General features: G+C 71.8%; 17 protein-coding genes. 13 read left to right on the top strand and 4 right to left on the bottom strand.

What is annotated here, in order from left to right; genetic code table 11:
- Positions 1–109 precede the first annotated feature (109 nt).
- The 9 genes from OG589_RS38415 (at position 110) to OG589_RS38375 (ending at position 9660) form a co-directional block, all read left to right on the top strand.
- Positions 110–1780, top strand: coding sequence for a carbamoyltransferase (locus OG589_RS38415; RefSeq protein ID WP_405143424.1), 1671 nt, complete (start codon positions 110–112; stop codon positions 1778–1780).
- Positions 1777–2736, top strand: coding sequence for a glycosyltransferase family 2 protein (locus OG589_RS38410; RefSeq protein ID WP_405143422.1), 960 nt, complete (start codon positions 1777–1779; stop codon positions 2734–2736). Before OG589_RS38415 ends, OG589_RS38410 begins: the two co-directional genes overlap by 4 nt.
- A gap of 86 nt (positions 2737–2822) precedes the next feature.
- Positions 2823–3926 (top strand): glycosyltransferase family 9 protein, encoded by a 1104-nt coding sequence (locus OG589_RS38405; protein ID WP_405152211.1) that lies wholly within the window; start codon positions 2823–2825, stop codon positions 3924–3926.
- Positions 3923–5119: a glycosyltransferase gene (locus OG589_RS38400; protein WP_405143420.1), complete on the top strand. Its 1197-nt coding sequence runs from the start codon at positions 3923–3925 to the stop codon at positions 5117–5119. The genes OG589_RS38405 and OG589_RS38400 overlap by 4 nt, the downstream gene beginning before the upstream one ends.
- A gap of 3 nt (positions 5120–5122) precedes the next feature.
- On the top strand, positions 5123–5674 hold the full coding sequence (locus tag OG589_RS38395; protein ID WP_405143419.1) for an SIS domain-containing protein: 552 nt from the start codon (positions 5123–5125) through the stop codon (positions 5672–5674).
- A complete protein-coding gene (gene rfaE2 / locus OG589_RS38390) occupies positions 5671–7020 on the top strand; it encodes a D-glycero-beta-D-manno-heptose 1-phosphate adenylyltransferase (protein ID WP_405143417.1) in 1350 nt (449 codons plus the stop codon). The genes OG589_RS38395 and rfaE2 overlap by 4 nt, the downstream gene beginning before the upstream one ends.
- A 59-nt stretch (positions 7021–7079) precedes the next feature.
- Positions 7080–7760 carry an SDR family oxidoreductase gene (locus OG589_RS38385; protein WP_405143415.1) on the top strand — a complete coding sequence of 227 codons (681 nt, stop codon included), beginning with the start codon at positions 7080–7082 and terminating at the stop codon, positions 7758–7760.
- Positions 7751–8707, top strand: a complete 957-nt coding sequence (locus tag OG589_RS38380) for a glycosyltransferase family 9 protein (RefSeq protein ID WP_405143413.1) — start codon at positions 7751–7753, stop codon at positions 8705–8707. Before OG589_RS38385 ends, OG589_RS38380 begins: the two co-directional genes overlap by 10 nt.
- Positions 8704–9660, top strand: a complete 957-nt coding sequence (locus OG589_RS38375; RefSeq protein ID WP_405143411.1) for a UDP-glucuronic acid decarboxylase family protein — start codon at positions 8704–8706, stop codon at positions 9658–9660. Before OG589_RS38380 ends, OG589_RS38375 begins: the two co-directional genes overlap by 4 nt.
- Before the next feature lie 23 nt (positions 9661–9683).
- Here OG589_RS38375 and OG589_RS38370 read toward each other — a convergent pair whose 3' ends face one another.
- Positions 9684–10268 carry a TetR/AcrR family transcriptional regulator gene (locus OG589_RS38370; RefSeq protein WP_405143409.1) on the bottom strand — a complete coding sequence of 195 codons (585 nt, stop codon included), beginning with the start codon at positions 10266–10268 and terminating at the stop codon, positions 9684–9686.
- An 86-nt stretch (positions 10269–10354) separates the two neighbouring features.
- Between OG589_RS38370 and OG589_RS38365 the strand changes: the two genes are divergently transcribed.
- Positions 10355–11260, top strand: a complete 906-nt coding sequence (locus tag OG589_RS38365; protein ID WP_405143408.1) for an NmrA/HSCARG family protein — start codon at positions 10355–10357, stop codon at positions 11258–11260.
- 61 nt (positions 11261–11321) lie between these two features.
- Here the strand turns inward: OG589_RS38365 and OG589_RS38360 are convergent, their stop codons facing one another.
- Complete coding sequence (locus OG589_RS38360) at positions 11322–13202, bottom strand: amino acid transporter (RefSeq protein ID WP_405143407.1); 1881 nt, start codon at positions 13200–13202, stop codon at positions 11322–11324.
- 512 nt (positions 13203–13714) lie between these two features.
- Between OG589_RS38360 and OG589_RS38355 the strand changes: the two genes are divergently transcribed.
- Positions 13715–16009, top strand: a complete 2295-nt coding sequence (locus tag OG589_RS38355; protein ID WP_405143406.1) for a cellulose binding domain-containing protein — start codon at positions 13715–13717, stop codon at positions 16007–16009.
- Positions 16010–16024: 15 nt separating this feature from the next.
- Here OG589_RS38355 and OG589_RS38350 read toward each other — a convergent pair whose 3' ends face one another.
- Entirely contained in the window at positions 16025–16513 is a 489-nt protein-coding gene (locus tag OG589_RS38350; RefSeq protein ID WP_405143405.1) for an NUDIX domain-containing protein, read from the bottom strand.
- A gap of 420 nt (positions 16514–16933) precedes the next feature.
- Here OG589_RS38350 and OG589_RS38345 point away from each other — a divergent pair, with 420 nt between their 5' ends.
- On the top strand, positions 16934–18214 hold the full coding sequence (locus tag OG589_RS38345; RefSeq protein WP_405143403.1) for a nitrate/nitrite transporter: 1281 nt from the start codon (positions 16934–16936) through the stop codon (positions 18212–18214).
- On the opposite strand, the gene OG589_RS38340 is transcribed toward OG589_RS38345, so the two are convergent.
- Positions 18188–18982: an MBL fold metallo-hydrolase gene (locus OG589_RS38340; RefSeq protein WP_405143401.1), complete on the bottom strand. Its 795-nt coding sequence runs from the start codon at positions 18980–18982 to the stop codon at positions 18188–18190. The two genes, OG589_RS38345 and OG589_RS38340, sit on opposite strands and share 27 nt — an antisense overlap.
- A gap of 316 nt (positions 18983–19298) precedes the next feature.
- On the opposite strand from OG589_RS38340, the gene rho reads away from it, so the two are divergent.
- Positions 19299–20459 carry a transcription termination factor Rho gene (rho, locus tag OG589_RS38335; RefSeq protein ID WP_405143399.1) on the top strand — a complete coding sequence of 387 codons (1161 nt, stop codon included), beginning with the start codon at positions 19299–19301 and terminating at the stop codon, positions 20457–20459.
- Positions 20460–20463 lie beyond the last annotated feature (4 nt).

Raw genomic sequence — 20463 nt, 5'->3', positions numbered from 1 at the left:
TGACAAAGTTCAAGATTCCCGCCTCTCTACCTCGACTTATACGCAAAGCCGCGTTTGGGAGTCGCTGCTCTCGGTAACCAGACTCCCGCGGCCCTACGGAGGTAAGCCGATGCGGTTTCTGGGGATCAACGCCATATTTCATGATCCGGCAGCGGCCTTGGTCGTGGACGGAGAGGTCGTAGCGGCCGCGGAGGAGGAGCGGTTCAGCCGCCGCAAGCATGGCAAGCGCCCGGTGCCCTTCTCGGCGTGGGAACTGCCCGAACAGGCGGCCGCGTGGTGCCTCGCGCAGGCAGGCCTGCGACCCGAGGACCTGGACGGCGTCGCGTACTCCTACGACCCGGAGCTGGTACGGCTCGACCTGGAGAGCCCCGCCGAGCACGGCCTGGACGAGAACTGGGAAGAGCTCCGCACGACCTACGCGCGCCGCGCCCCGGCGTTCCTCGCCACCGCGCTGCCGGGCCTGGACTCCGCGCAGGTGCGCTACGTGCCCCACCACGTGGCCCACGCCGCGTCGGCCGGGCTGGCCGCGCCGTACCGCGACTCCGCCGTGCTGGTGTGCGACGGCCGGGGCGAGGCCGAGTCGCACCTTGCCGGGCACTACCGGGACGGCGAGCTGACCGTCCTCGCCGCACAGGAGCTTCCGCATTCGCTCGGCCTGATGTACGAGGAGGTTACCGCGCACCTCGGCTTCCTGCGGTCCAGCGACGAGTACAAGGTGATGGCGCTCGCGGCGTACGGCGAGCCACGCCACCTCGGCGAGCTGCGTGAACTCATCTACACGACCGGCGACGGCGGCTTCCGCGTGGAGCCGGTCGACTGGGGCGGCTACGCCAAGGCGCTGACCAGGGACGACCACGCGACGCGGGACCGCTGGACCGCCGACCACGCCGACCTCGCCGCCAGCGTCCAGGCCCGCCTGGAGGAGGTGCTCCTGGAGCTCGCCGGTTGGCTGCACGAGCGTACGAACGAGCGGTGCCTCACGATGGCCGGCGGGGTCGCGCTCAACTGCGTGGCCAACACCCGGCTGCTGCACGATGGACCGTTCGACGGGATCTGGGTGCAGCCGGCGGCGGGCGACGCGGGCACCGCGCTCGGCGGCGCGCTGTACCTGTCGCACCTGCACGGGGAGCCGGTGGCGCCGATGACCGGCGCCGACCTCGGCCGGGGATGGAGCGACGAGGAGCTGGCCGCGTGGCTCACGTCCGCGAGGGTCCCCTGCACACGGCCCGCCGACCTGGCGGGGGCGGTGGCCGCCGAGCTGGCCGCCGACCGCGTCGTCGCGTGGTTCCAGGGACGGTCGGAGTACGGCCCGCGCGCGCTCGGGCACCGCTCACTGCTCGCCCATCCCGGCCCCGCCGCCAACACCGAGCGGCTCAACGACGTGAAGGGGCGCGAGCAGTTCCGCCCGATCGCGCCGATGGTGCTCGCCGAGCGGGCCCATGAGATCTTCGAGCGCGGCCCGCTGCCGAGCCCGTACATGCTGTTCGTCCACGACGTACGGCCAGAATGGCGCGAGCGCATCCCCGCGGTGCTGCACACCGACGGGACGGCGCGCGTCCAGACCGTGGACCGGGCCACCGATCCGCTGCTCGCCCGGCTGCTCGACGCGTTCGGCGCCCGCACCGGGCTCCCTGTGCTGGTCAACACCAGCCTCAACACCGCGAGCCGGCCCATGGTGGACGACCCGCGCGACGCCCTTGAGTGCTTCGGCTCCTCGCCGGTGGACGTGCTGGCCATCGGACCGTACCTGGTGCGCCGGGAGGAGGTGTTCGCCTCATGATCACCGTCGTGATCCCCACCATCGGGCGGCGGAGCCTCAACCGGACCCTGGACGCGCTCGACCCGGACCTCGACGTCATCGTGGTGGACGACCGGCCCCGGTTCCACCCGTCGCTCAAGGTTCCGGGCGGCGTACGGGTGCTGCGCACCGGCGGTCAGGGGCCCGCCGCCGCGAGGAACCTCGGCTGGCGGGCCGCGGGGACGCCATGGATCGCCTTCCTGGACGACGACGTGGTGCCGTCGCCCGGATGGAAGGAAGCGCTGCTCACCGACCTCGCCGACCTCCCCGAGGACGTCGCCGGGTGCCAGGGGCGGCTGAAGGTGCGGCTGCCCGCCGGGCGACGGCCCACCGACGCCGAGCGGAACACGGCCGGCCTGATGTGGGCGGGCTGGGCCACGGCGGACATGGCCTACCGGCGTTCCGCGCTGGAGAGCGTCGGCGGCTTCGACGAGCGCTTCCCGCACGCCTACCGCGAGGACGCCGACCTCGCGCTGCGGCTGCTCAAGGCGGGCCACGGGCTCGCCAAGGGAAGGCGCGTCACCAGCCATCCCGTGCGCGACGACGGCTTCTGGACCAGCGTGCGCGCCCAGCGCGGCAACGCCGACGACGCGCTGATGCGGCGGGTCCACGGGACGGGCTGGCGGGCCGCCGTGGGAGGCGTTCCCGGGCGCCTGTCACAGCATGCCGTGACCACCGCGCTGGGGCTCGCGTCGTTCGCGCTGCTCACGGCCGCCGGCCTCCGCGGGGACACCGCCCAGCGCACCCGGCGCCTTCCCGTTCTCGGCGCCGCCGCCGGGGTGGGCTGGCTCGTGCTCACCGCCGAGTTCGTCTGGGCTCGGCTCGCTCCCGGACCCCGTACTCCCGAGGAGATCCTGCGGATGGCCGTCACCAGCGTGATCATCCCACCCGCCGCCTGCGCGCACCGCCTCCGCGGAGAACTGCGGGTGCGCCGGTGACCGGCACCACACCAGGGGACGGCCCCGCGCCGGGGGCCAGGGCCGTCCGAAGGGCCAAGACCGCTCGGCGGAAGGCGGGGACCGTTCTGGTGGCCAGGCTCGACAACGCGGGCGACGTCCTGCTGGCCGGGCCGGCGATACGCGCGGTCGCGGCGGAGGCCAGGGAGGTGGTGCTGCTCACCGGCCCGCACGGCGGCGCCGCCGCCCAGCTGCTGCCCGGCGTCGACCGGGTGCTCGAATGGCGTGCCCCGTGGATCGACCCCGACCCGGTGCCGCTCGAACGGCCGCACGTGGACCGGCTCGTCTCCCTGGTCGAGAGGACCGCTCCCGATCTGGCCCTGATCTTCACGTCCTTTCACCAGTCGTCGCTGCCACTGGCCCTGCTGCTGCGCCTCGCGGGCGTCCCCAGGATCGCCGCGATCAGCGAGGACTACCCCGGGTCGCTGCTCGACGTCAGGCACATCGTGGACGAGGCCGTCGACGTGCCGGAGGCCGTGCGCATGCTCGACCTGGCACGTGCGGCGGGGTTCGAGCTGCCCGCCGGCGACGACGGCGCGCTCGCCGTGCGCCGGCCCCTGCCCTCGGTGCACCAGTTCACCGGTCCGCCCGGCTATGTCGTCGTCCACCCCGGCACCTCGGCGCCCGCGCGGGCGTGGCCGGCCGAGCTGCACGCCAAGACCGTACGGGACCTCGTGCTCGCGGGCGCGCGCGTGCTCGTGACCGGCGACCCGGACGAGCAGGCGCTGACCGCCCAGGTCGCCGGGGCGTACGGCGCCGACCTCGGCGGGGTCACCACCTTTCCCGAGCTCGCGGCCGTGCTCGCCGGGGCGGCGGTGGTCGTGGTCGCCAACACCGGTCCCGCGCACCTGGCCGCGGCGGTCGGCACGCCCGTGATCAGCCTGTTCGCGCCGGTCGTGCCCGCGGAGCGCTGGGCGCCGTACCGCGTGCCGGTCGTGCTGATGGGCGACCAGCAGGCCCCCTGCAAGGGGAGCAGGGCCCGCGTGTGCCCCGTACCCGGCCATCCCTGCCTGTCGACGGTCACCAGCGAGCAGGTGGTCGACACGGTCTTCGCCCTGATGTCCCATGCGGCCGGGGCGCGACCGCGGGCCACGACCGGGGTCGCGAACGGATCCGCGGGCGAGCCGAGCGACGCGGGCAGTTCGAGCGGCGTCAAGGAGGGAGCGCGATGAGGATCGCCCTGGTGTCCGAGCACGCCAACCCGCTGGCCGCGGTCGGCGGGGTGGACGCGGGCGGGCAGAACGTCCACGTCGCCGGCCTGGCCGCCGCTCTCGCCACGCTCGGGCACGAGATCACGGTCTACACCCGGCGCACCGGCAAGGACGAGCCGGGCACGGCCTCTCTGGCGCCGGGCGTGACCGTCGAGCACGTGCCCGCCGGGCCGCCCGTGCCGGTGCCCAAGGACCAACTGCTGCCCCACATGCCCGCCTTCGCCGCATACCTGGCGCGGCGCTGGAAGGCGGAACGGCCCGACGTGGCGCACGCCCACTTCTGGATGAGCGGGATGGCGACGCTCACCGCGGCCGACGAGCTGGGCATACCGGTCGTCCAGACGTTCCACGCGCTCGGCACAGTCAAGCGGCGCTGGCAGGGCACGGCCGACACCAGCCCCCCGAGCCGCGTCGCCATCGAGTACGACATCGGGCAGCGCGCGTCGGCGATCATCGCCACCTGCACCGACGAGGTCAAGGAGCTCACCGCGATGGGCGTGCCGGTCGACCGCGTCGCGGTCGTGCCCTGCGGCGTCGACCTCGGGCTGTTCCGCCCGGACGGCCCCATCATGCGGCACGCCGACCAGAACGGATATGTGCGGATCCTCAGCATCGGCAGGCTCGTCCCCCGCAAGGGCGTCGACACGATCATCGAGGCGCTGCGGCAGGTGCCCGGGGCCCAGCTGATCGTCGCGGGGGGCGAGCCCGGTGACGAGGAGGCGCTGCGGCTGGGCAGGCTGGCCACCGCGTCCGGGCTCGACGAACGGGTGCGCCTCGTCGGCAGCGTCGACCGCGCGGACGTGCCCGCGCTGATGCGATCGGTGCAGGTCGTGGTCACCACGCCGTGGTACGAGCCGTTCGGCATGGTGCCGCTGGAGGCCATGGCCTGCGGGGTCTCCGTCGTCGCGTCCGCGGTCGGCGGCCACCTGGACACGGTGGCCGGGTGCGGCGTCCTGGTGCCCCCGCGACGCCCACGGGTGCTCGCGGAGGTGCTGCGCGACCTGCTGGCCCGCCCCGACACGCGTACCTCGCTCGCCACCGCCGGGGTGCGGCGCGCGCGGTCGAGGTACGGCTGGCCGCACGTGGCCGCCCAGACGGAATCGGTGTACCGCAGCCTGATCGGCGACCACAGTCTCGCCACGGCGGGGGGTTGAGCCATGCACCCACATCTCTCGCGCCTGAGCGCCGCGCTGTCCGCCGTGAACGCCGACACCCCGAAGATCTACGTCTGGGGCCGCAAGCTGGCGAAGGTGCTGTCCGGCGGCGGGCGGCTGCTCGCCTGCGGCAACGGCGGCTCGGCTGCCGAGGCGCAGCACCTGACGGCCGAGCTGGTGGGCCGGTTCCGCACCGACCGCTGCCCGTACGCGGCCATTCCCCTGCACTCCGACACCTCGACGTCGACCGCGATCGCCAACGACTTCGGCGCCGACGAGGTGTACGCCCGCCAGGTACGCGCGCACGGGCGGCCAGGCGACGTCCTGTTCTGCCTGTCCACCAGCGGGGCCAGCACGAACGTCCTCGCGGCGGCCGACGCGGGCAGGGCGGGCGGGCTCATCACCTGGGCGCTGACCGGTCCGGCTCCAAACCCTCTGGCCGGGCTGTGCGACGAGGCGCTCTCGGTCCCCTCGCCGGACAACGCGACCGTCCAGGAGGTCCACCTCGCGGTGATCCACATGCTCTGCGACGTGCTCGACGGGTCCGGGGAATGACGGCCGCGCCGATCGTCGTCGTCGGCGACTCGCTGCTCGACGTGGACATCGAGGGCGACGCGGACCGGCTGTGCCCGGACGCGCCGGTCCCTGTGGTGCTCGGGCGCTCGGAGCACCGCCGTCCCGGAGGCGCGGGCCTCGCCGCCCTCCTCGCGGCGCGCGAGGGCGCGGAGGTCGTGCTGATCACGGCACTCGGCGAGGACTCCTCCGGGCAGCGGCTGCGCGCCCTGCTGTCGGGCTTCGCCGAGGTCGTACGGCTGCCGCTCCGCGGTACGACGTCACGCAAGACGCGGGTCCGCGCGCGCGGGCAGACGCTGCTCAGGATCGACACGGGCGACGGGCGGGCCTGGCGTGGGCCCGAGGGCGACCGTGCGGCCCGCGCGCTGCGGAACGCGGGCGCGGTGCTGGTGTCCGACTACGGGCGCGGCACCGGCGAGACCGTACGCCACCTGCTGACCGGCCTCACCGTGCCGATGGTCTGGGACCCGCACCCGTCGGGCGCGCTACCCGTGCCGGGCTGTGCGCTGGTCACACCGAGCGAGGCGGAGGCGGCCGTGCTGTGCGCGCGTCCCTGCGCCGATCCCGAGCCCGCCTCCCGCCAGCTCGTACGTGAACTGCACGCGGGCGCGGTCGCGGTCACGCTGGGCATGCGCGGCGCGGTGCTGTCCAGCCGGGGCGGCCGCACCGCGCGGGTGCCGCCACCCGCCCCCGTCATCGGGCGCGACTCCTGCGGGGCAGGTGACCGGTTCGCCGCCGCGGCCGCGCTGGCCCTGCGCGACGGGGCGTCGATCCAGGACGCGGTGACGGTCGCGGTGGTCGAGGCGACGCGGTTCGTCCAGGCCGGCGGGGCGGCGGCCATCCGGCTGCCCGAGCCCGCGCTGGGCGACCGGCCGCGTACGGCCGCGGAGCTGGCCGCCCTGGTACGGGCGACGGGCGGCAGGCTGATCGCCACGGGCGGATGCTTCGACCTGCTCCACGCCGGGCACGTCAGCCTGTTGCGGCAGGCCAGGGCCCTCGGCGACGCGCTCATCGTCTGCGTGAACGCCGACGACTCCGTGCGCCGTCTCAAGGGACCGGGCCGTCCGGTCGTCGCCGAACGCGACCGGGTGGAGATACTGCGGGCGCTCGGCTGCGTGGACGCGGTGGTGGTCTTCACGCAGGACACCCCTTCCGAGCTCATCGAGCGCCTTCGCCCGGATGTGTGGGTGAAGGGCGGCGACTACACGGGACGGGAACTGCCCGAGGCCGAGGCGGTGCGCCGCAGCGGCGGCGAGATCGTCGTCCTGCCCAGCGTGCCCGGCCACTCCACGACCGGCCTCATCGCCGCCGCGCAGGAGGTGATGTGAGCCCTTCCTGAGATCATCACGGCCCCATTGAAGCCCCCTTCAACCGAGGAGCAGCATCGATGATCGGAAACATCCTGGTCACCGGCGGGGCGTCGGGCCTGGGGAGGGCCACGGTCACCGCCATCGGCAAGGCGGGCGGGCGGCCACTGGTGATCGACGTCGATCCGCCCGAGAACGGCGTGGACCACGTGGTGGCCGACCTCGCCGACCGCGAACGGGCGGAACGCGCCGTACAGGAGCTGGGCGACCGGGCGGGCGGCCTCGACGGCGTGGTGACGGCGGCCGGGATCGACATCTGCGGGCCGCTGTCGGCGGTGCCCGCGGCCGACTGGGAACGGGTGATCCGGGTCAACCTGCTCGGCACCGCGTCGGTGGTGCGCGCCGCCCTGCCGTACCTGCGGCGCTCGGGAGGCCGCGTCGTTACGTGCGCGTCCACGCTCGGCCTGCGTGCGGTCGGGGACGCCACGGCCTACTGCGCCGCGAAGTTCGGCGTCGTCGGGTTCACCAGGGCGCTGGCCGCCGAGCTCGCGGGTGAGGTGGGGGTCACGCTGCTGGTGCCGGGGGGCATGCGGACGAGCTTCTTCGACGGCCGCGACGAGCGCTACAAGCCTGGCCCGGACGCGCACCTGAACCAGCCGGAGGACGTGGCCGCGACCGTGGTGTTCGCGCTCGGCCAGCCCAGGGGCTGCGAGATCCGCGAACTCGTCGTCTGCCCCTCCACCGAGACGTCATGGCCGTGACCCCGCCGATGCCTGTGCTGCTGGTGTTGCGGGGGCTGGGGCTGGGCGACCTGCTGACGGCGGTTCCCGCGCTGCGGGCGCTGCGGCGTGCCCATCCCGATCACCGGATCGTACTGGCCGCGCCGGCCGCCCTCGCGGACCTGGTCTCGCTGATCGGCGCCGTCGACGAACTGGTCGACGTCACGGGCCCGGGACCGGTGCCCGCCGACCGGCCCGCCATCGCGGTGAACCTGCACGGGCGCGGCCCGGAGAGCATCGTCGCGCTGAGCCGCGTCCGTCCCGGACGGCTGCTCACGCACGCCCACCCGGAGTTCCCCGGCATCGAGGGCCCGCCCTGGCGCCAGAAGACGCACGAGGTGCGGCGGTGGTGCGACCTCGTGGAGTGGTACGACATCGCCGCCGACCCGGCCGACCTCCACCTCACCACCGACCCGGCGCAGTGCGTGCCACCCAGAGTGGCGGGCGGGTATGTGATCGTTCATCCGGGGGCGGCGTCGCGGGCGCGGTGCTGGCCCGCCGAGCGGTTCGCGGAGGTGGCCGCCGCGCTGGCCCATGCCGGCCACCGGGTGCTGGTCACCGGGAACGCGGCCGAGCGGTCGCTCGCCTTCCGCGTGGGCACGCTCGCCGGGCTGCCCGTCGAGAACGTGCTCGCGGGGCGTACGGACCTGCGGGAGCTGGCGGGGCTCGTCGCCGGCGCGCGCCTGGTCATCTGCGGGGACACGGGCATCGCCCACCTGGCGACGGCCTGCGCCACACCGTCGGTGGTGCTGTTCGGGCCGGTCTCGCCCGACCGGTGGGGGCCACCGTCCACAGGAAGGCATGTGGCCCTGTGGGCCGGGCGGACCGGCGACCCCCATGGCAACCGGCCCGATCCGGGCCTGCTGGAGATCGGCACCGACGCGGTACTGGATGCCGCCGTGAACCTGATGGGGGTGAGCGTTCCATGACGGCACGCCGAGTGGTGGTCACCGGAGGCGCGGGATTCCTCGGCTCGCACCTGTGCGAGCGCCTGCTGGCCGAGGGCGCCTCCGTGATCTGCATGGACAACTTCCTCACCGGCACGCCCGCCAACGTGGAGCACCTGATGGGCCGCCCACGGTTCCGCATCGTCGAGTGCGACCTCACGGGGTTCGTGCACGTGCCGGGCGAGGTGGACCTGGTGCTGCACTTCGCCTCGGCCGCGTCGCCGACCGACTACCTGCGCCATCCGATCGCCACGCTCAAGGTCGGCAGCCTCGGCACGCTGCACGCGCTCGGCCTCGCCCGCGAGAAGGACGCCCGCTTCGTGCTCGCCTCCACCAGCGAGGTGTACGGGGACCCGCTGGAGCACCCGCAGCGCGAGACGTACTGGGGGAACGTCAACCCGGTGGGGCCGCGCAGCGTGTACGACGAGGCGAAACGGTTCGCCGAGTCCCTGACGACGGCCTACCGCAACTCCCATGATGTGGACACGGCCATCGTGCGGATCTTCAACACGTACGGCCCGCGCATGCGGCCCCACGACGGGCGGGCGATCCCGACGTTCGTCCGCCAGGCCCTCGGCGGGGAGCCCATCACGGTCACGGGGGACGGCAGCCAGACCCGGTCGATCTGCTACGTGGACGACACCGTGCAGGGCGTGCTCACCCTGGCAGACAGCGGTTTCGAGGGACCCGTCAACATCGGCAACCCCTCGGAGCTGTCCATGCTGGAGCTCGCCACGATGGTCCGCGACCTGACGGGCTCGTCGTCGCCGATCATGTTCGTCGACAGGCCGGTGGACGATCCGGGCGTCCGCCGCCCTGACACGTCCCTGGCCGCGCGCCGGCTCGGCTGGCGGCCCGAGATCGACGTGACCACCGGGCTCCTGCGAACCATCTCGTGGTTCGAGCGCGAGCTGCTGGAGACGAGCGCGTCCTGATCCGCGTCGGATGAACCCTGCCCCTACTCCTCGGCGACGGGGCGCAGGCCGTCCATCACGAAACGCAACAGTCGCTCCCCTTGCTGAGGAGACGTCTGTTCGCCGGCCCACGCGACCGCGTTCACAAGAGTGAACAGATCAAAAGCCGTGGCGTCATCGCGCAGGAGCCCGGATTCCTGGGCGCGGGCGAGGAGTCCTGCTCCGGCCGCCGTGACCGCCTGGCAGGCGGCGTGCAGCGCGGAGTCCTCGTCCTCCATGCCCTGCATCAGCGACGTCGCCAGACCTCGATAGACGGTCGTATGCGCCACGGCGGCCCGCGCCCAGATGGTCAGGGCTTCTTTCGGCGACGCATGATCGAGCAGCTCACGTCCGGTGTCGCTCAATGACCGCATGCGCTCGCACATCAGGGCCTCAAGGAGCGCCTGCCGGGTAGGGAAATGACCATACAGCGTGCCGATCGCCACGCCCGCACGCCGTGCGATGTCCTCCAGCGACGCTTCCGTGCCGCGTTCGGAGAAAACCGCCGCCGCCTCCGCGAGCAGCCGTTCGCGGTTTCGACGCGCGTCGGCGCGCAGTCGGCGACGCGGCGCTACTTCGTCCATGCCCATTCACGCCACCTTGCAAAGTCGAGGCTGCCTCGGATAAATTCCGAGGCAGCCTCAGCTTACTGGTCCCGCACACTGAAAGGCCACCCATGGACATCGCTGACAAGACCCGCAAGACCATCCTTGTGACGGGGGCGACCGGACGCCAGGGCGGCGCCACCGCCGCCCACCTCCTCGCCGGCGGCTGGCCGGTCCGCGCCCTCGTACGCGACCCGGAAACCCCCGCAGCGCAGGCCCTGGGCCGAGCAGGCGCCGAACTGTTCACCGGCGATCTCGACGACCACGGTTCACTCGCCGCGGCGACGGCCGGCACCTATGGGGTCTTCGGCGTCACACCCGATGACGACGACGCGGAGCGCGAGATTCGCCGCGGCCACGCCCTCGCCGAAGCCGCTGCGGCGGCCGGCATCGCCCATGTGGTGTTCGCCTCCGTCGGCGGCGCCGAACGCGGAACCGGAATCTCCTACTGGGAGAGCAAATGGCAGATCGAGCAGCACATCCATGCGCTCAGCCTGCCCGCGACGATCCTGCGTCCAGTCCGCTTCATGGAGAACCACACCATCCCGAGACTGCCTCTGGGCGGCATCGTCGACGGCGTCCTGACCCATCTGTTCGACCCGGACGTGCCGGTTCAGCTCATCGCCGCCGACGACATCGGCGCCTTCGCCGCCCTCGCCTTCACCCGCCCGGCGGCCTACCTCGGCGAGGCGATCGAGATCGCCGGCGACGAACTGACCCCGCTTCAGACGGTCAGCCTGATCAGCGACGTCCTTGAGCGGGAGATCACCTACCGGCAGGTCCCGGTCGATGCCGTCGGGCTGGGCGAAGATGCCGCACGCGCCTTCGCGAACGAGCGGGGTCTATGGCAGGCCGACATCCCGGCGCTGCGCGAACGGCACCCCGCCCTCCTGGACTTCGCCACGTGGCTGAAGCGCGGTGGAGCAGCGCAGATCGAGAAGCTCTTCACCGGAGCAACCGCCGCGGCCAACACCTGAACTTGCCCGGGGCGCCCGCGCTCGTCACCTTCACGCGAAACGGACGATACGGCCGACGCCTTCAGCCGACGTGGACTTGGGGCCTTCGGTCGGCGCGGGGCTCGGCTCTGCGGAGGATCTCCCTGGTGAGCTGGGGGACGTCGCCTCCGCCGAGGATGAGATAGCCGAGCAGGGCGAGCACGGGGTTGCCCTCGGCCCAGTGGAAGTAGATCTGCGGGGTGAGACCGGTCATGTCCCGCAGGTGGAGGAGGATGGCGGCGATCGCGTTCGGCACCGAAGGGCTGCGGGTGGTCAGGAAGCGGCAGCCCTCCCGCTCCTCCCCCTTCACCTCCAGCGTGCTGCTGAACTCCGAGGCGTCGCCGATCGTCACCTCCAGGAACAGCACGGGCATGTCCGGCGGGAGGCGGTGCAGCCTGCGGGCGCGCCTCTCCTTCGCGTGGTAGTCGATGCGACCGCGCTCGTCCGGGTTGGTGGACACCAGGACGAGCTGCCCCGACGCCGCCACCTCCTGGACGAACGCCCGCGCCCGCTGGTCCAGCCTGACCTCCTCCACCCGCAGTTCGAGCGACCGGGTGGCCCGGGAGACGAAGGAGGTGAGGATGATCGTGCCGATGAAGAACGAGGCGATCTTGATGCCTTCGGGGCGCTCGAAGATGTTGGCGATCGCGGTGTAGGCGATGACCAGAGTGATCACGCCGAAGTGGACGAACCCCCGCCGATCATCCCGGCGATGGGCCGAGATCGTCACGGCCAGCGCGGCGGAGAGGATCACGACGAGCACGCCCGTCGCGTACGCGCCGCCCTGGGCGTCGACGTCGGCCCTGAAGATGATCGTGATGGCGAACGCCACCGCGGTGAAGACCAGGACGAGCGGGCGGGTGGCCGCCGCCCAGTGCGGCGCCATGCCGTACCTCGGCAGGTAGCGCGGCACGACCGTCAGCAGGCCCGCCATGGCCGACGCCCCCGCGAACCACAGGATGGTGATCGTGCTGATGTCGTAGAAGCTGCCGAAGCCCTCGCCCAGGTAGGCGTGGGCCAGGTAGGCGAGGGCGCGTCCGTTGGCCTTGCCGCCGCGCGCGAACTCCTTGGCGGGAATCAGCACGGCCGTTGTGAAGCTGCTGGCGATCAGGAAGAAGCTCATGATCGACGCCGCGGTGGTGAGCAGGCGTCTCGCCCCCATGATCCTGCCCACGGGGTGCTCGGGGTCGTCGTTCCGCTCGCCCCTGATCAGCGGCATCACGGCCACACCGGTCTCGAAGCCCGACAGTCCGAGCGCCAGCTTGGGGAAGACGAGCAGCGCCACGCCGATCATGACGAGCGGGCTGGAGTAGTGCGTCGTCAGCAGCGCCTCCCAGTGCAGCACCGGGCCGGGGTTGGCGACCAGGTGCTGGAGAGCCACCGCGACGACCACCAGGTTGAGGGTCAGGTAGACGGTGACCAGGCCCACCGCGATGCCGATGGCCTCGCCGAACCCCGCGAGGAACACCGCCCCGAGCAGGGCGACGAGCGCCAGCGTGACCCCGATCCTGTGACCGTGCAGGACGCTCGGCGCTATGGGGTTCTCGATGACGTGCGCGGTGGCGTCGGCGGCCGAGAGGGTGATGGTGATGATGAAGTCGGTCGCGAGGAAGCCGAGCAGCACGAGCACGAGGATCTTCCCCGGCCAGCCGGGCAGGTGGCGCTGGAGCATGGCGATGCTGCCCTGCCCATGCGGGCTCTCCTCTGCGACGCGGCGGTAGACCGGCAGCGCGCCGAACAGCGTGACCGCCACCAGCACCAGCGTGGCGATGGGTGACAGCAGGCCGGCGGCCAGGAAGGCGATGCCCGGCTGGTATCCGAGGGTGGAGAAGTAGTCCACCCCGGTGAGGCACATGACGCGCCACCAGGGATGCTGCTTGGTGGGCGTCGCGTGCGCGTCCTTGGCAGGCGGCCCCTCCAGCAACCACCGCGCCAGAGGCCGCCACCACCGCTCCCGCCTCCTCTCCTCCCCGTCACCCCCATCCCCCGAACCTCCGCCCCCAGGACCCCCGTCCGCGGGACCTCCATTCCCGTGGCCGCCGTTCCTGGTGTTTCCAGGGGCTTCGGAGCCGGGGGTGCTGTTCTCCGTGCCACCCTGTGCCGGGGCTCCGTTCCCGGAGTCTCCGTTCCCGGCCGTGTCGGGGCCCGTACCCAATACCGTCACTCCCCGTCGCAGATCCGCTCGGCCGTTGAAAGTTTCAGCACCTCTCATGCCGGAGGCTCGTGGCCTCGGATTGATACCCCCAGGTGAGCCCGGGTTTACCCGGTCGGCGGCACCGATTGGAACAACGGCCGTGAGGTCGCTCTGATGGTGGTTTCGTATGGATTCATCTACGTTTCGCCCAGATCCATATCCGAAGGCCGGCCGTCCTGGTCCGGTTTACCGCGCGTTAGAAATCGAAGCGCTTCGATAAATCACTCGTGAAGGGGAGAGTCATGCGCCATATCGCCAAATCCCCGGTGCGTCGGCTGGTGGTCATGGGATCGGCGGCGATCACGCTGGCCGCCGCGGTCACGGCCGTATCGGCCGGAGCCGAGGCCGCCGCCGCCGGCTGCCGGGTGGACTACACGGTCTCCTCCCAGTGGGCCGGAGGCTTCACCGGCAACGTCAGCGTGACGAACCTCGGTGACGCGATCGACGGCTGGAGGCTCGTGTGGAACTTCACCGCGGGCCAGCAGGTCACCCAGGCCTGGAGCGCCACCGTGACCCAGAGCGGTACGCAGGTGACCGCGGCCGACGCCCGCTACAACGCCGCGCTCGCCACCGGCGCGAGCACCTCGTTCGGCTTCAACGGCTCGTGGAACAACTCCAGCAACCCGGTGCCCGGTTCGTTCGCGCTCAACGGCGTCACCTGCACGGGTTCGACCGGACCGACACCCACCGTCACGCCGACGGTGACCCCCACGGCGACGCCCACCGTAACGCCGACTGTGACCCCGACTGTGACGCCGACGACCACCCCCACGGCCCCGCCCGCCAACGCGCGCCAGGCGGAGCGGCTCAACCGGGGGCTCATCAGCGCGAGGTCGGGCAGCGGCAACTTCGTCACCTGGCGCCTGCTGGGCACCGATCCGGCGAGCGTGGCCTTCAACCTCTATCGGGGCTCCACCAAGCTGAACTCCTCGCCGATCACCGGGTCCACGAACTACTTCGACAGCGGCGCCGCGGCGGACGCCTCGTACACCGTGCGGCCGGTCGTCGGGGGCACCGAGCAGGCCGCGTCGGAGCCGTCACTGCGGTTCGGCGGCGGCGACTACCTCGACGTGCGCATACAGCCCCCGCCCGGAGGCACGTCACCCGACGGCGTCGCGTACACCTACAGCGCCAACGACGCCAGCGTGGGCGATCTCGACGGCGACGGCCAGTACGAGTTCGTGCTGAAGTGGGACCCGTCGAACTCCAAGGACAACTCCCAGTCCGGCTACACCGGCAACGTCTACGTGGACGCCTACCGCCTCAACGGCACCCGCCTGTGGCGTATCGACCTCGGGCGCAACATCCGCGCCGGGGCTCACTACACGCAGTTCCAGGTGTACGACTACGACGGCGACGGCAGGGCCGAGGTCGCGATGAAGACCGCGGACGGCACCGTCGACGGCACAGGCAGGGTCATCGGCAGCTCCTCGGCCGACTACCGCAACAGCTCCGGCTACATCCTGTCCGGGCCTGAGTACCTGACGATGTTCAACGGCCAGACCGGCGCCGCGATGTCCACGGTGAACTACGACCCGCCACGTGGCACCGTGTCATCCTGGGGCGACAGCTACGGCAACCGTGTCGACCGGTTCCTGGCCGCCACGGCGTACCTGGACGGCACCAGACCCAGCCTGGTCATGGCGCGCGGCTACTACACCCGCACGGTGCTCGCGGCATGGGACTTCAGGAACGGCACGCTGACCAAGCGATGGACGTTCGACTCCAGCAGCTCGGGCAACAGCGCGTACGCGGGCCAGGGCAACCACAACCTGTCCGTCGCGGACGTGGACGGGGACCACAAGGACGAGATCATCTACGGCGCCATGTGCGTGGACGACACCGGCAGGGGCCTGTGGAACACCGGCAACGGCCACGGCGACGCCCTGCACGTCGGCGACCTCGACCCGTCGCGAGCCGGTCTTGAGGTGTTCAAGGTCGACGAGGACGGCACCAAGCCCAGCTCGTGGATGGCGGACGCCCGTACCGGGCAGGTCCTGTGGACGACCCCGCCGAACGGCGACAACGGGCGCGGCGTTTCCGACGACATCTGGTCCGGCAGCGCGGGCGCCGAGTCGTGGTCCGCCGCGGCCGACGGCCTGCTGAACACCAAGGGCGCCAACGTGGGGCGCAAGCCGTCCTCGATGAACTTCCTCGCCTGGTGGGACGCCGACCCGGTGCGCGAGCTGCTCGACCGCACCCAGGTCGACAAGTACACGACCAGCGGCGAGAGCCGCCTTCTCACGGCCTCCGGGGTCCACTCCAACAACGGCACCAAGGCGACGCCGTCGCTGTCGGCCGACCTGTTCGGCGACTGGCGCGAGGAGATCGTCTGGCCGACCACCGACAACACGGCACTGCGCATCTACACGACGACGGCGGTGACCGACCGGCGCATCGTCACCCTGATGCACGACACCCAGTACCGCGAAGCCATCGCCTGGCAGAACACCGCCTACAACCAGCCCCCACACCCGAGCTTCTTCATCGGCAATGGCATGCCGACTCCCCCGATCCCAAACATCTACGTCCCCTGACGACAAACCGCCGGCTCAGAGGGTGAAGTCGGGGGAGCCGCCGGTCAGGTAGAAGGTGGTGCCGTGGGCTTTGGCTTCGAGGGCGGCGTGGAGGCGGCGGATGAGGTAGGAGGGCATCAGGGCTCTGGCCTCGTCCTCGTCGAAGAAGCCGCACTCGTCCAGCTCCTCCTCCTGGAGGACGAGCCCTTCGGCGCCCGGCAGGCTGCCGCAGTCGAACAGGAAGTGCACCAGGGGCAGCGGGCGCTCGGAGAACGGCGGCACCCAGTGCACGCCCAGCAGCCTGCCGACCGGCAGGGTCAGCCCGAGCTCCTCGGTGATCTCACGCGCGCACGCCTCGTCCGGAGTCTCGTCCTCGTCCACGTGACCGCCCGGCCAGAGCCAGTGGGCCCGGTAGTTCGGCTTGACGAGCAGCACGCGGCCGGACGGATCGGTGATGAGCGCCCCCGCTCCCGCGAGGCTCTTGTTGATCCGCTCGTAGAAGACGTCAGACGAGATCGCAGCCATGATCAGACCGTAGCGCCGAGCAGTCCCCTAAGGGCTGACCCGTAGACCTCAAGGCGGACGGCCCGCTCGCGCCCTACCTCCTCCGCACTACCCACATCTAGGTTTCACGGCGGATGTAATCGAATATCCGGACTTCTACCTTTAGAAACAAGGGAGACGCGGTGGTGTTCGGCCTGGCGCCGGAGGCACGCCGAGATCGTGTACGGCTCGCGCCACATCTGGAAGGTCGCGCCTGAGGGGGAGCGGCCATCCAGAAGAGGAGGATCGCCTTTGAGGGAGGGCGGCCTCCACGGGGGAGGCGCGAGCCGTGCGCATCTCCGCCAAGCCGAAACCGGCCGTACGCACAGGACAACCAGCGGACATCAGGGACAAAGAACCCCGTAACCGTTCAGAAACGGCCAAACAGTAAAATATTCGATCATGGCGGCCGAGCGGATACCTGGACGAGTTTGGATCATCTGGGCCATAGGCGTCTTCGCCTACGCCGTCGCCGTATTCCACCGCCAGTCCCTCGGCGTAGCCGGCATCGAAGCGGGCCTGCGGCTCGGCGTCGGGGCGACCGGGCTGTCGATGCTCGCCATGCTCCAGCTCCTGGTCTACGCCGGCATGCAGATCCCCGTCGGGATGCTCGTCGACCGGCTCGGCTCCAAGCGGATGCTGCTCATCGGGGCGGGCGTCATGGCCTGCGGTCAGCTCGTCTTCGCCGTGTCCGGCGGGCTGCTCGACGCCATCGCCGGCCGGATCCTGGTGGGCTGCGGCGACGCCATGACGTTCATCAGCGTCATCCGGCTCGTCAACGTGTGGTTCCCGGAGCGGCGCAACCCGCTGATCGTCCAGCTCACGGGCCTGCTCGGCCAGCTCGGCGCGGTCGCCTCCGCCGTACCGCTGATCCAGGGCCTGCACCACTACGGCTGGACGCCGACCTTTCTCACCGCCGCGGCCGTCGGCGGGCTGTCCCTGGCACTCGTGGCGGTGCTGCTGCGCGACGCGCGCCCGGCGGAGGCCGCCGAGCGTCCGCGCCTTCGCGAGGCGTGGGCCGAGCCCGGGACCCGCCTCGGCATGTGGACCCACGCCGCCACCCAGTCGTCCTCCGCCGCGTTCCTGCTGCTGTGGGGGTACCCGTTCCTGGTCGAGGGCCAAGGGCTGCGCCCCGCGACGGCGGGCGTGCTGCTGACCACGCTCACCATTCTTGGCATGGTGTGCGGGCCGGTGCTCGGCTACCTCGCCGGACGCCACCCCTTCCATCGATCGCGCATGGTGCTGATCGTCATCGGCTCGACCGCCATGGCCTGGACCGCCGTGCTGCTGTGGCCGGGGCAGGCACCGCTCTGGCTGCTCGCGGTGCTGGTCGTCGTGCTCGCGGGGAACGGCCCCGGGTCCATGATCGGCTTCGACTTCGCCCGGACGTTCAACCCGTCCGCGCGCATCGGCGTGGCCACCGGCATCGTCAACGGCGGCGGCTTCACCGCCACCATGTCGGTGATCGCCTTCATCGGCATCGCGCTGGACCTCCGCGGCGGCGTCGGCCTCGACGCCTACCGCTGGGCGTTCGCCGTGCAGTATCCCGTCTGGATCCTCGGCGCCGTCCAGGTACTGCGCTACCGGGGCAAGGCCCGCAGGCTGATCGCCAAGCTCAGCGAGGACCTCGAAGAGGCCCGCGACACGGCGGAGCCGTCACGTCCCTGCGCGAGCCCCACCTGAGAGCTCGGTGAAGGCCTCGGGGAAGTGCCCGGTGCCGATCAGGCCGCCGCGGGCGCGCACCCTGCGCAGGAGGTCTTCCCTGGTCGACACCGCCAGCTCGGGGTCGTGGTCGTGGGCGTAGGTGATCGCCGGGTTGGCGAGCTGGACGGGATGGAGCACCACGTCGCCCGTCAACGTCAGCGGCCCGATCTCGACCACCTGGTGGCCCGGGGTGTGCCCGGGGGCGAGCTGGACGCGGACACCGGGGATGACCTCGGCGTCGCCCTTCACGGCGTCGACCAGCCCGGTCAGCGGGCGGAGCACCCGTTCGAGGATGGGGTTGGGACCGGTGCTCTCGATCCAGTCGATCTCGGCCCGCTGGAGGACGTGCCGGGCATTGGGGAAGGCCGGGACGCCGCCGACGACCGCGCCACCGGCGTGGTCGCTGTGCAGGTGGGTGAGCACGACGGTGCCGATGTCGGCCGGCGCGACGCCCCGCGCGGCGAGCTCGCCGATCAGGCCCCCCGGCACCGGCGCCCAGCTGGAGGCGGGCGAGTCGGACCCGCCGATGCCGGTGTCGACGAGCACCGTGCGCCCCGTGCGGTCGCGCAGCAGGTAGCAGCGGAAGTGCAGTACCCAGTCGTCACCGGGGACCCCGGCCCAGTCGCCGGGTGAGCCCCCGGAAAGGATCTCGCGCAGCGGTTGCCTGAGGTCGCCCCCCATCGGGCCCACCGCGTCGCACAGCGGGATCACCTCGACCCCGGCGATCGACCTGGGCGCGTACGACATCGAACTCCCTCAATCGGTCGGCAGTGCCGCCCAGACTAGCGATCGGGGCTTGCGCGTGGATCGCCCGATGCTGTTATGTTTGATATGGCGCTCCAGCGCGGCCGGCTCGGCCCCGCGCATGTTCCAGAGCAGCTTCTCTCCCGCCGCCCGCTGAGGGCACGTTCTTTCCCGCCGCCCGCCAAGGGCAGGCATCTCGCACCGATCATCTCCACGCCACCGTTCGGGCATCGCTCCTGACGGGTCGCCGTGGGACCGTCGCGCGCGCCTTCACCGGCCGTCTCAGCGGCATGCGGCCTTCATCTTCCAAGGACGGACCATGACCGTAACCACCGAAGCACCATCAACGAACACCGAACCCGCGCAGAAACGGCCACCGCGCCGGCGCGCGACCACCGACCACCCGATCGAGCAGGTCTCCGGGCTGGTCGACGTCCGGGACAAGGGCGCGTTCATCAGGACGAGCGGCTACCTTCCCGGCGAGAACGACGTCCGCCTGCCCCTGTCACAGGTCAAGGAGCTCGGCCTGCGCCCGGGCGACCTCGTGCTGGGGAGCACGCGCAAGCCGTACGACAGGCTGGCGGGCCTGGTGTCCGTCAACGGGCGGCTGCCCGGCCAGGCCAGGCCGCACTTCGCCGGGCTGACCCCCATCCATCCCCGTCAACGCCTGGTCCTCGAAACGGAGTCCCCGATCACCCGCCTGATCGACCTGCTCACGCCGGTCGGCAAGGGCCAGCGCGGCCTGATCGTCGCGCCGCCCAAGGCCGGGAAGACCATGGTGCTCAAGGCGATCGCGGACGCCGTCACGACCAACCACCCCGGCGTCCACCTGATGATCGTCCTGGTGGGCGAACGGCCCGAGGAGGTCACCGACTTCCGCGAGTCCGTCCACGGCGAGGTGATCGCCTCGACGTTCGACCGGCCCGAGCGCGACCACACGGCGATCGCCGAGCTGGCGGTCGAGCGGGCCAAGCGGCTCGTCGAGCACGGCACGGACGTCGTGATGCTCCTGGACTCGCTGACCCGGCTCGGCAGGGCGTACAACGTCATCGCCCCGAACGGCGGCAAGACCCTCACGGGCGGCATCGACGCCCAGGCCGTCCACCTGCCGAAACGCCTCTTCGGCGCTGCCCGCGCGGCACGGGAGGGCGGCTCGCTGACGATCATCGCGACCGCGCTCGCCGAGACCGGCTCGCGGATGGACGACTACTTCTTCGAGGAGTTCAAGGGCACGGGCAACATGGAGCTGCGGCTCAGCCGCGCGCTCGCCGAGCACCGCCTGTTCCCCGCCGTCGACGTGGCCGCCTCCAGCACCCGCCGCGAGGAGCTGCTGCTCGCCGACGGCGAGCGCGAGGTCATCTGGCGGCTCCGGCGCGTGCTCTCGGGCCTCGACCGCGAGCAGGCCCTCACCGTCCTGCTCGACCGCCTCCGCGAGACCCCGACGAATGCGGCCTTCCTGCGGCAGGTGGCCACCTCGTGATCTC

This window comes from Sphaerisporangium sp. NBC_01403, from assembly GCF_045040145.1.
GTDB lineage: Bacteria > Actinomycetota > Actinomycetes > Streptosporangiales > Streptosporangiaceae > Sphaerisporangium > Sphaerisporangium viridialbum.
The sequence above is the reverse complement of the archived record's forward strand: the minus strand, read 5'-3'. Positions and strand labels throughout refer to the sequence as shown.

What these genes read in the sequence shown, in the direction of transcription:
- OG589_RS38350 (WP_405143405.1), bottom strand. Translation starts at nt 16,513, where the DNA reads ATGGCTGCGATCTCGTCTGACGTCTTCTACGAGCGGATCAACAAGAGC.
- OG589_RS38380 (WP_405143413.1), top strand. Translation starts at nt 7,751, where the DNA reads ATGGCCGTGACCCCGCCGATGCCTGTGCTGCTGGTGTTGCGGGGGCTG.
- OG589_RS38395 (WP_405143419.1), top strand. Translation starts at nt 5,123, where the DNA reads ATGCACCCACATCTCTCGCGCCTGAGCGCCGCGCTGTCCGCCGTGAAC.
- rho (WP_405143399.1), top strand. Translation starts at nt 19,299, where the DNA reads ATGACCGTAACCACCGAAGCACCATCAACGAACACCGAACCCGCGCAG.
- OG589_RS38345 (WP_405143403.1), top strand. Translation starts at nt 16,934, where the DNA reads ATGGCGGCCGAGCGGATACCTGGACGAGTTTGGATCATCTGGGCCATA.
- OG589_RS38400 (WP_405143420.1), top strand. Translation starts at nt 3,923, where the DNA reads ATGAGGATCGCCCTGGTGTCCGAGCACGCCAACCCGCTGGCCGCGGTC.
- OG589_RS38340 (WP_405143401.1), bottom strand. Translation starts at nt 18,982, where the DNA reads ATGTCGTACGCGCCCAGGTCGATCGCCGGGGTCGAGGTGATCCCGCTG.
- OG589_RS38355 (WP_405143406.1), top strand. Translation starts at nt 13,715, where the DNA reads ATGCGCCATATCGCCAAATCCCCGGTGCGTCGGCTGGTGGTCATGGGA.
- OG589_RS38370 (WP_405143409.1), bottom strand. Translation starts at nt 10,268, where the DNA reads ATGGGCATGGACGAAGTAGCGCCGCGTCGCCGACTGCGCGCCGACGCG.
- OG589_RS38375 (WP_405143411.1), top strand. Translation starts at nt 8,704, where the DNA reads ATGACGGCACGCCGAGTGGTGGTCACCGGAGGCGCGGGATTCCTCGGC.
- rfaE2 (WP_405143417.1), top strand. Translation starts at nt 5,671, where the DNA reads ATGACGGCCGCGCCGATCGTCGTCGTCGGCGACTCGCTGCTCGACGTG.
- OG589_RS38410 (WP_405143422.1), top strand. Translation starts at nt 1,777, where the DNA reads ATGATCACCGTCGTGATCCCCACCATCGGGCGGCGGAGCCTCAACCGG.
- OG589_RS38365 (WP_405143408.1), top strand. Translation starts at nt 10,355, where the DNA reads ATGGACATCGCTGACAAGACCCGCAAGACCATCCTTGTGACGGGGGCG.
- OG589_RS38385 (WP_405143415.1), top strand. Translation starts at nt 7,080, where the DNA reads ATGATCGGAAACATCCTGGTCACCGGCGGGGCGTCGGGCCTGGGGAGG.
- OG589_RS38415 (WP_405143424.1), top strand. Translation starts at nt 110, where the DNA reads ATGCGGTTTCTGGGGATCAACGCCATATTTCATGATCCGGCAGCGGCC.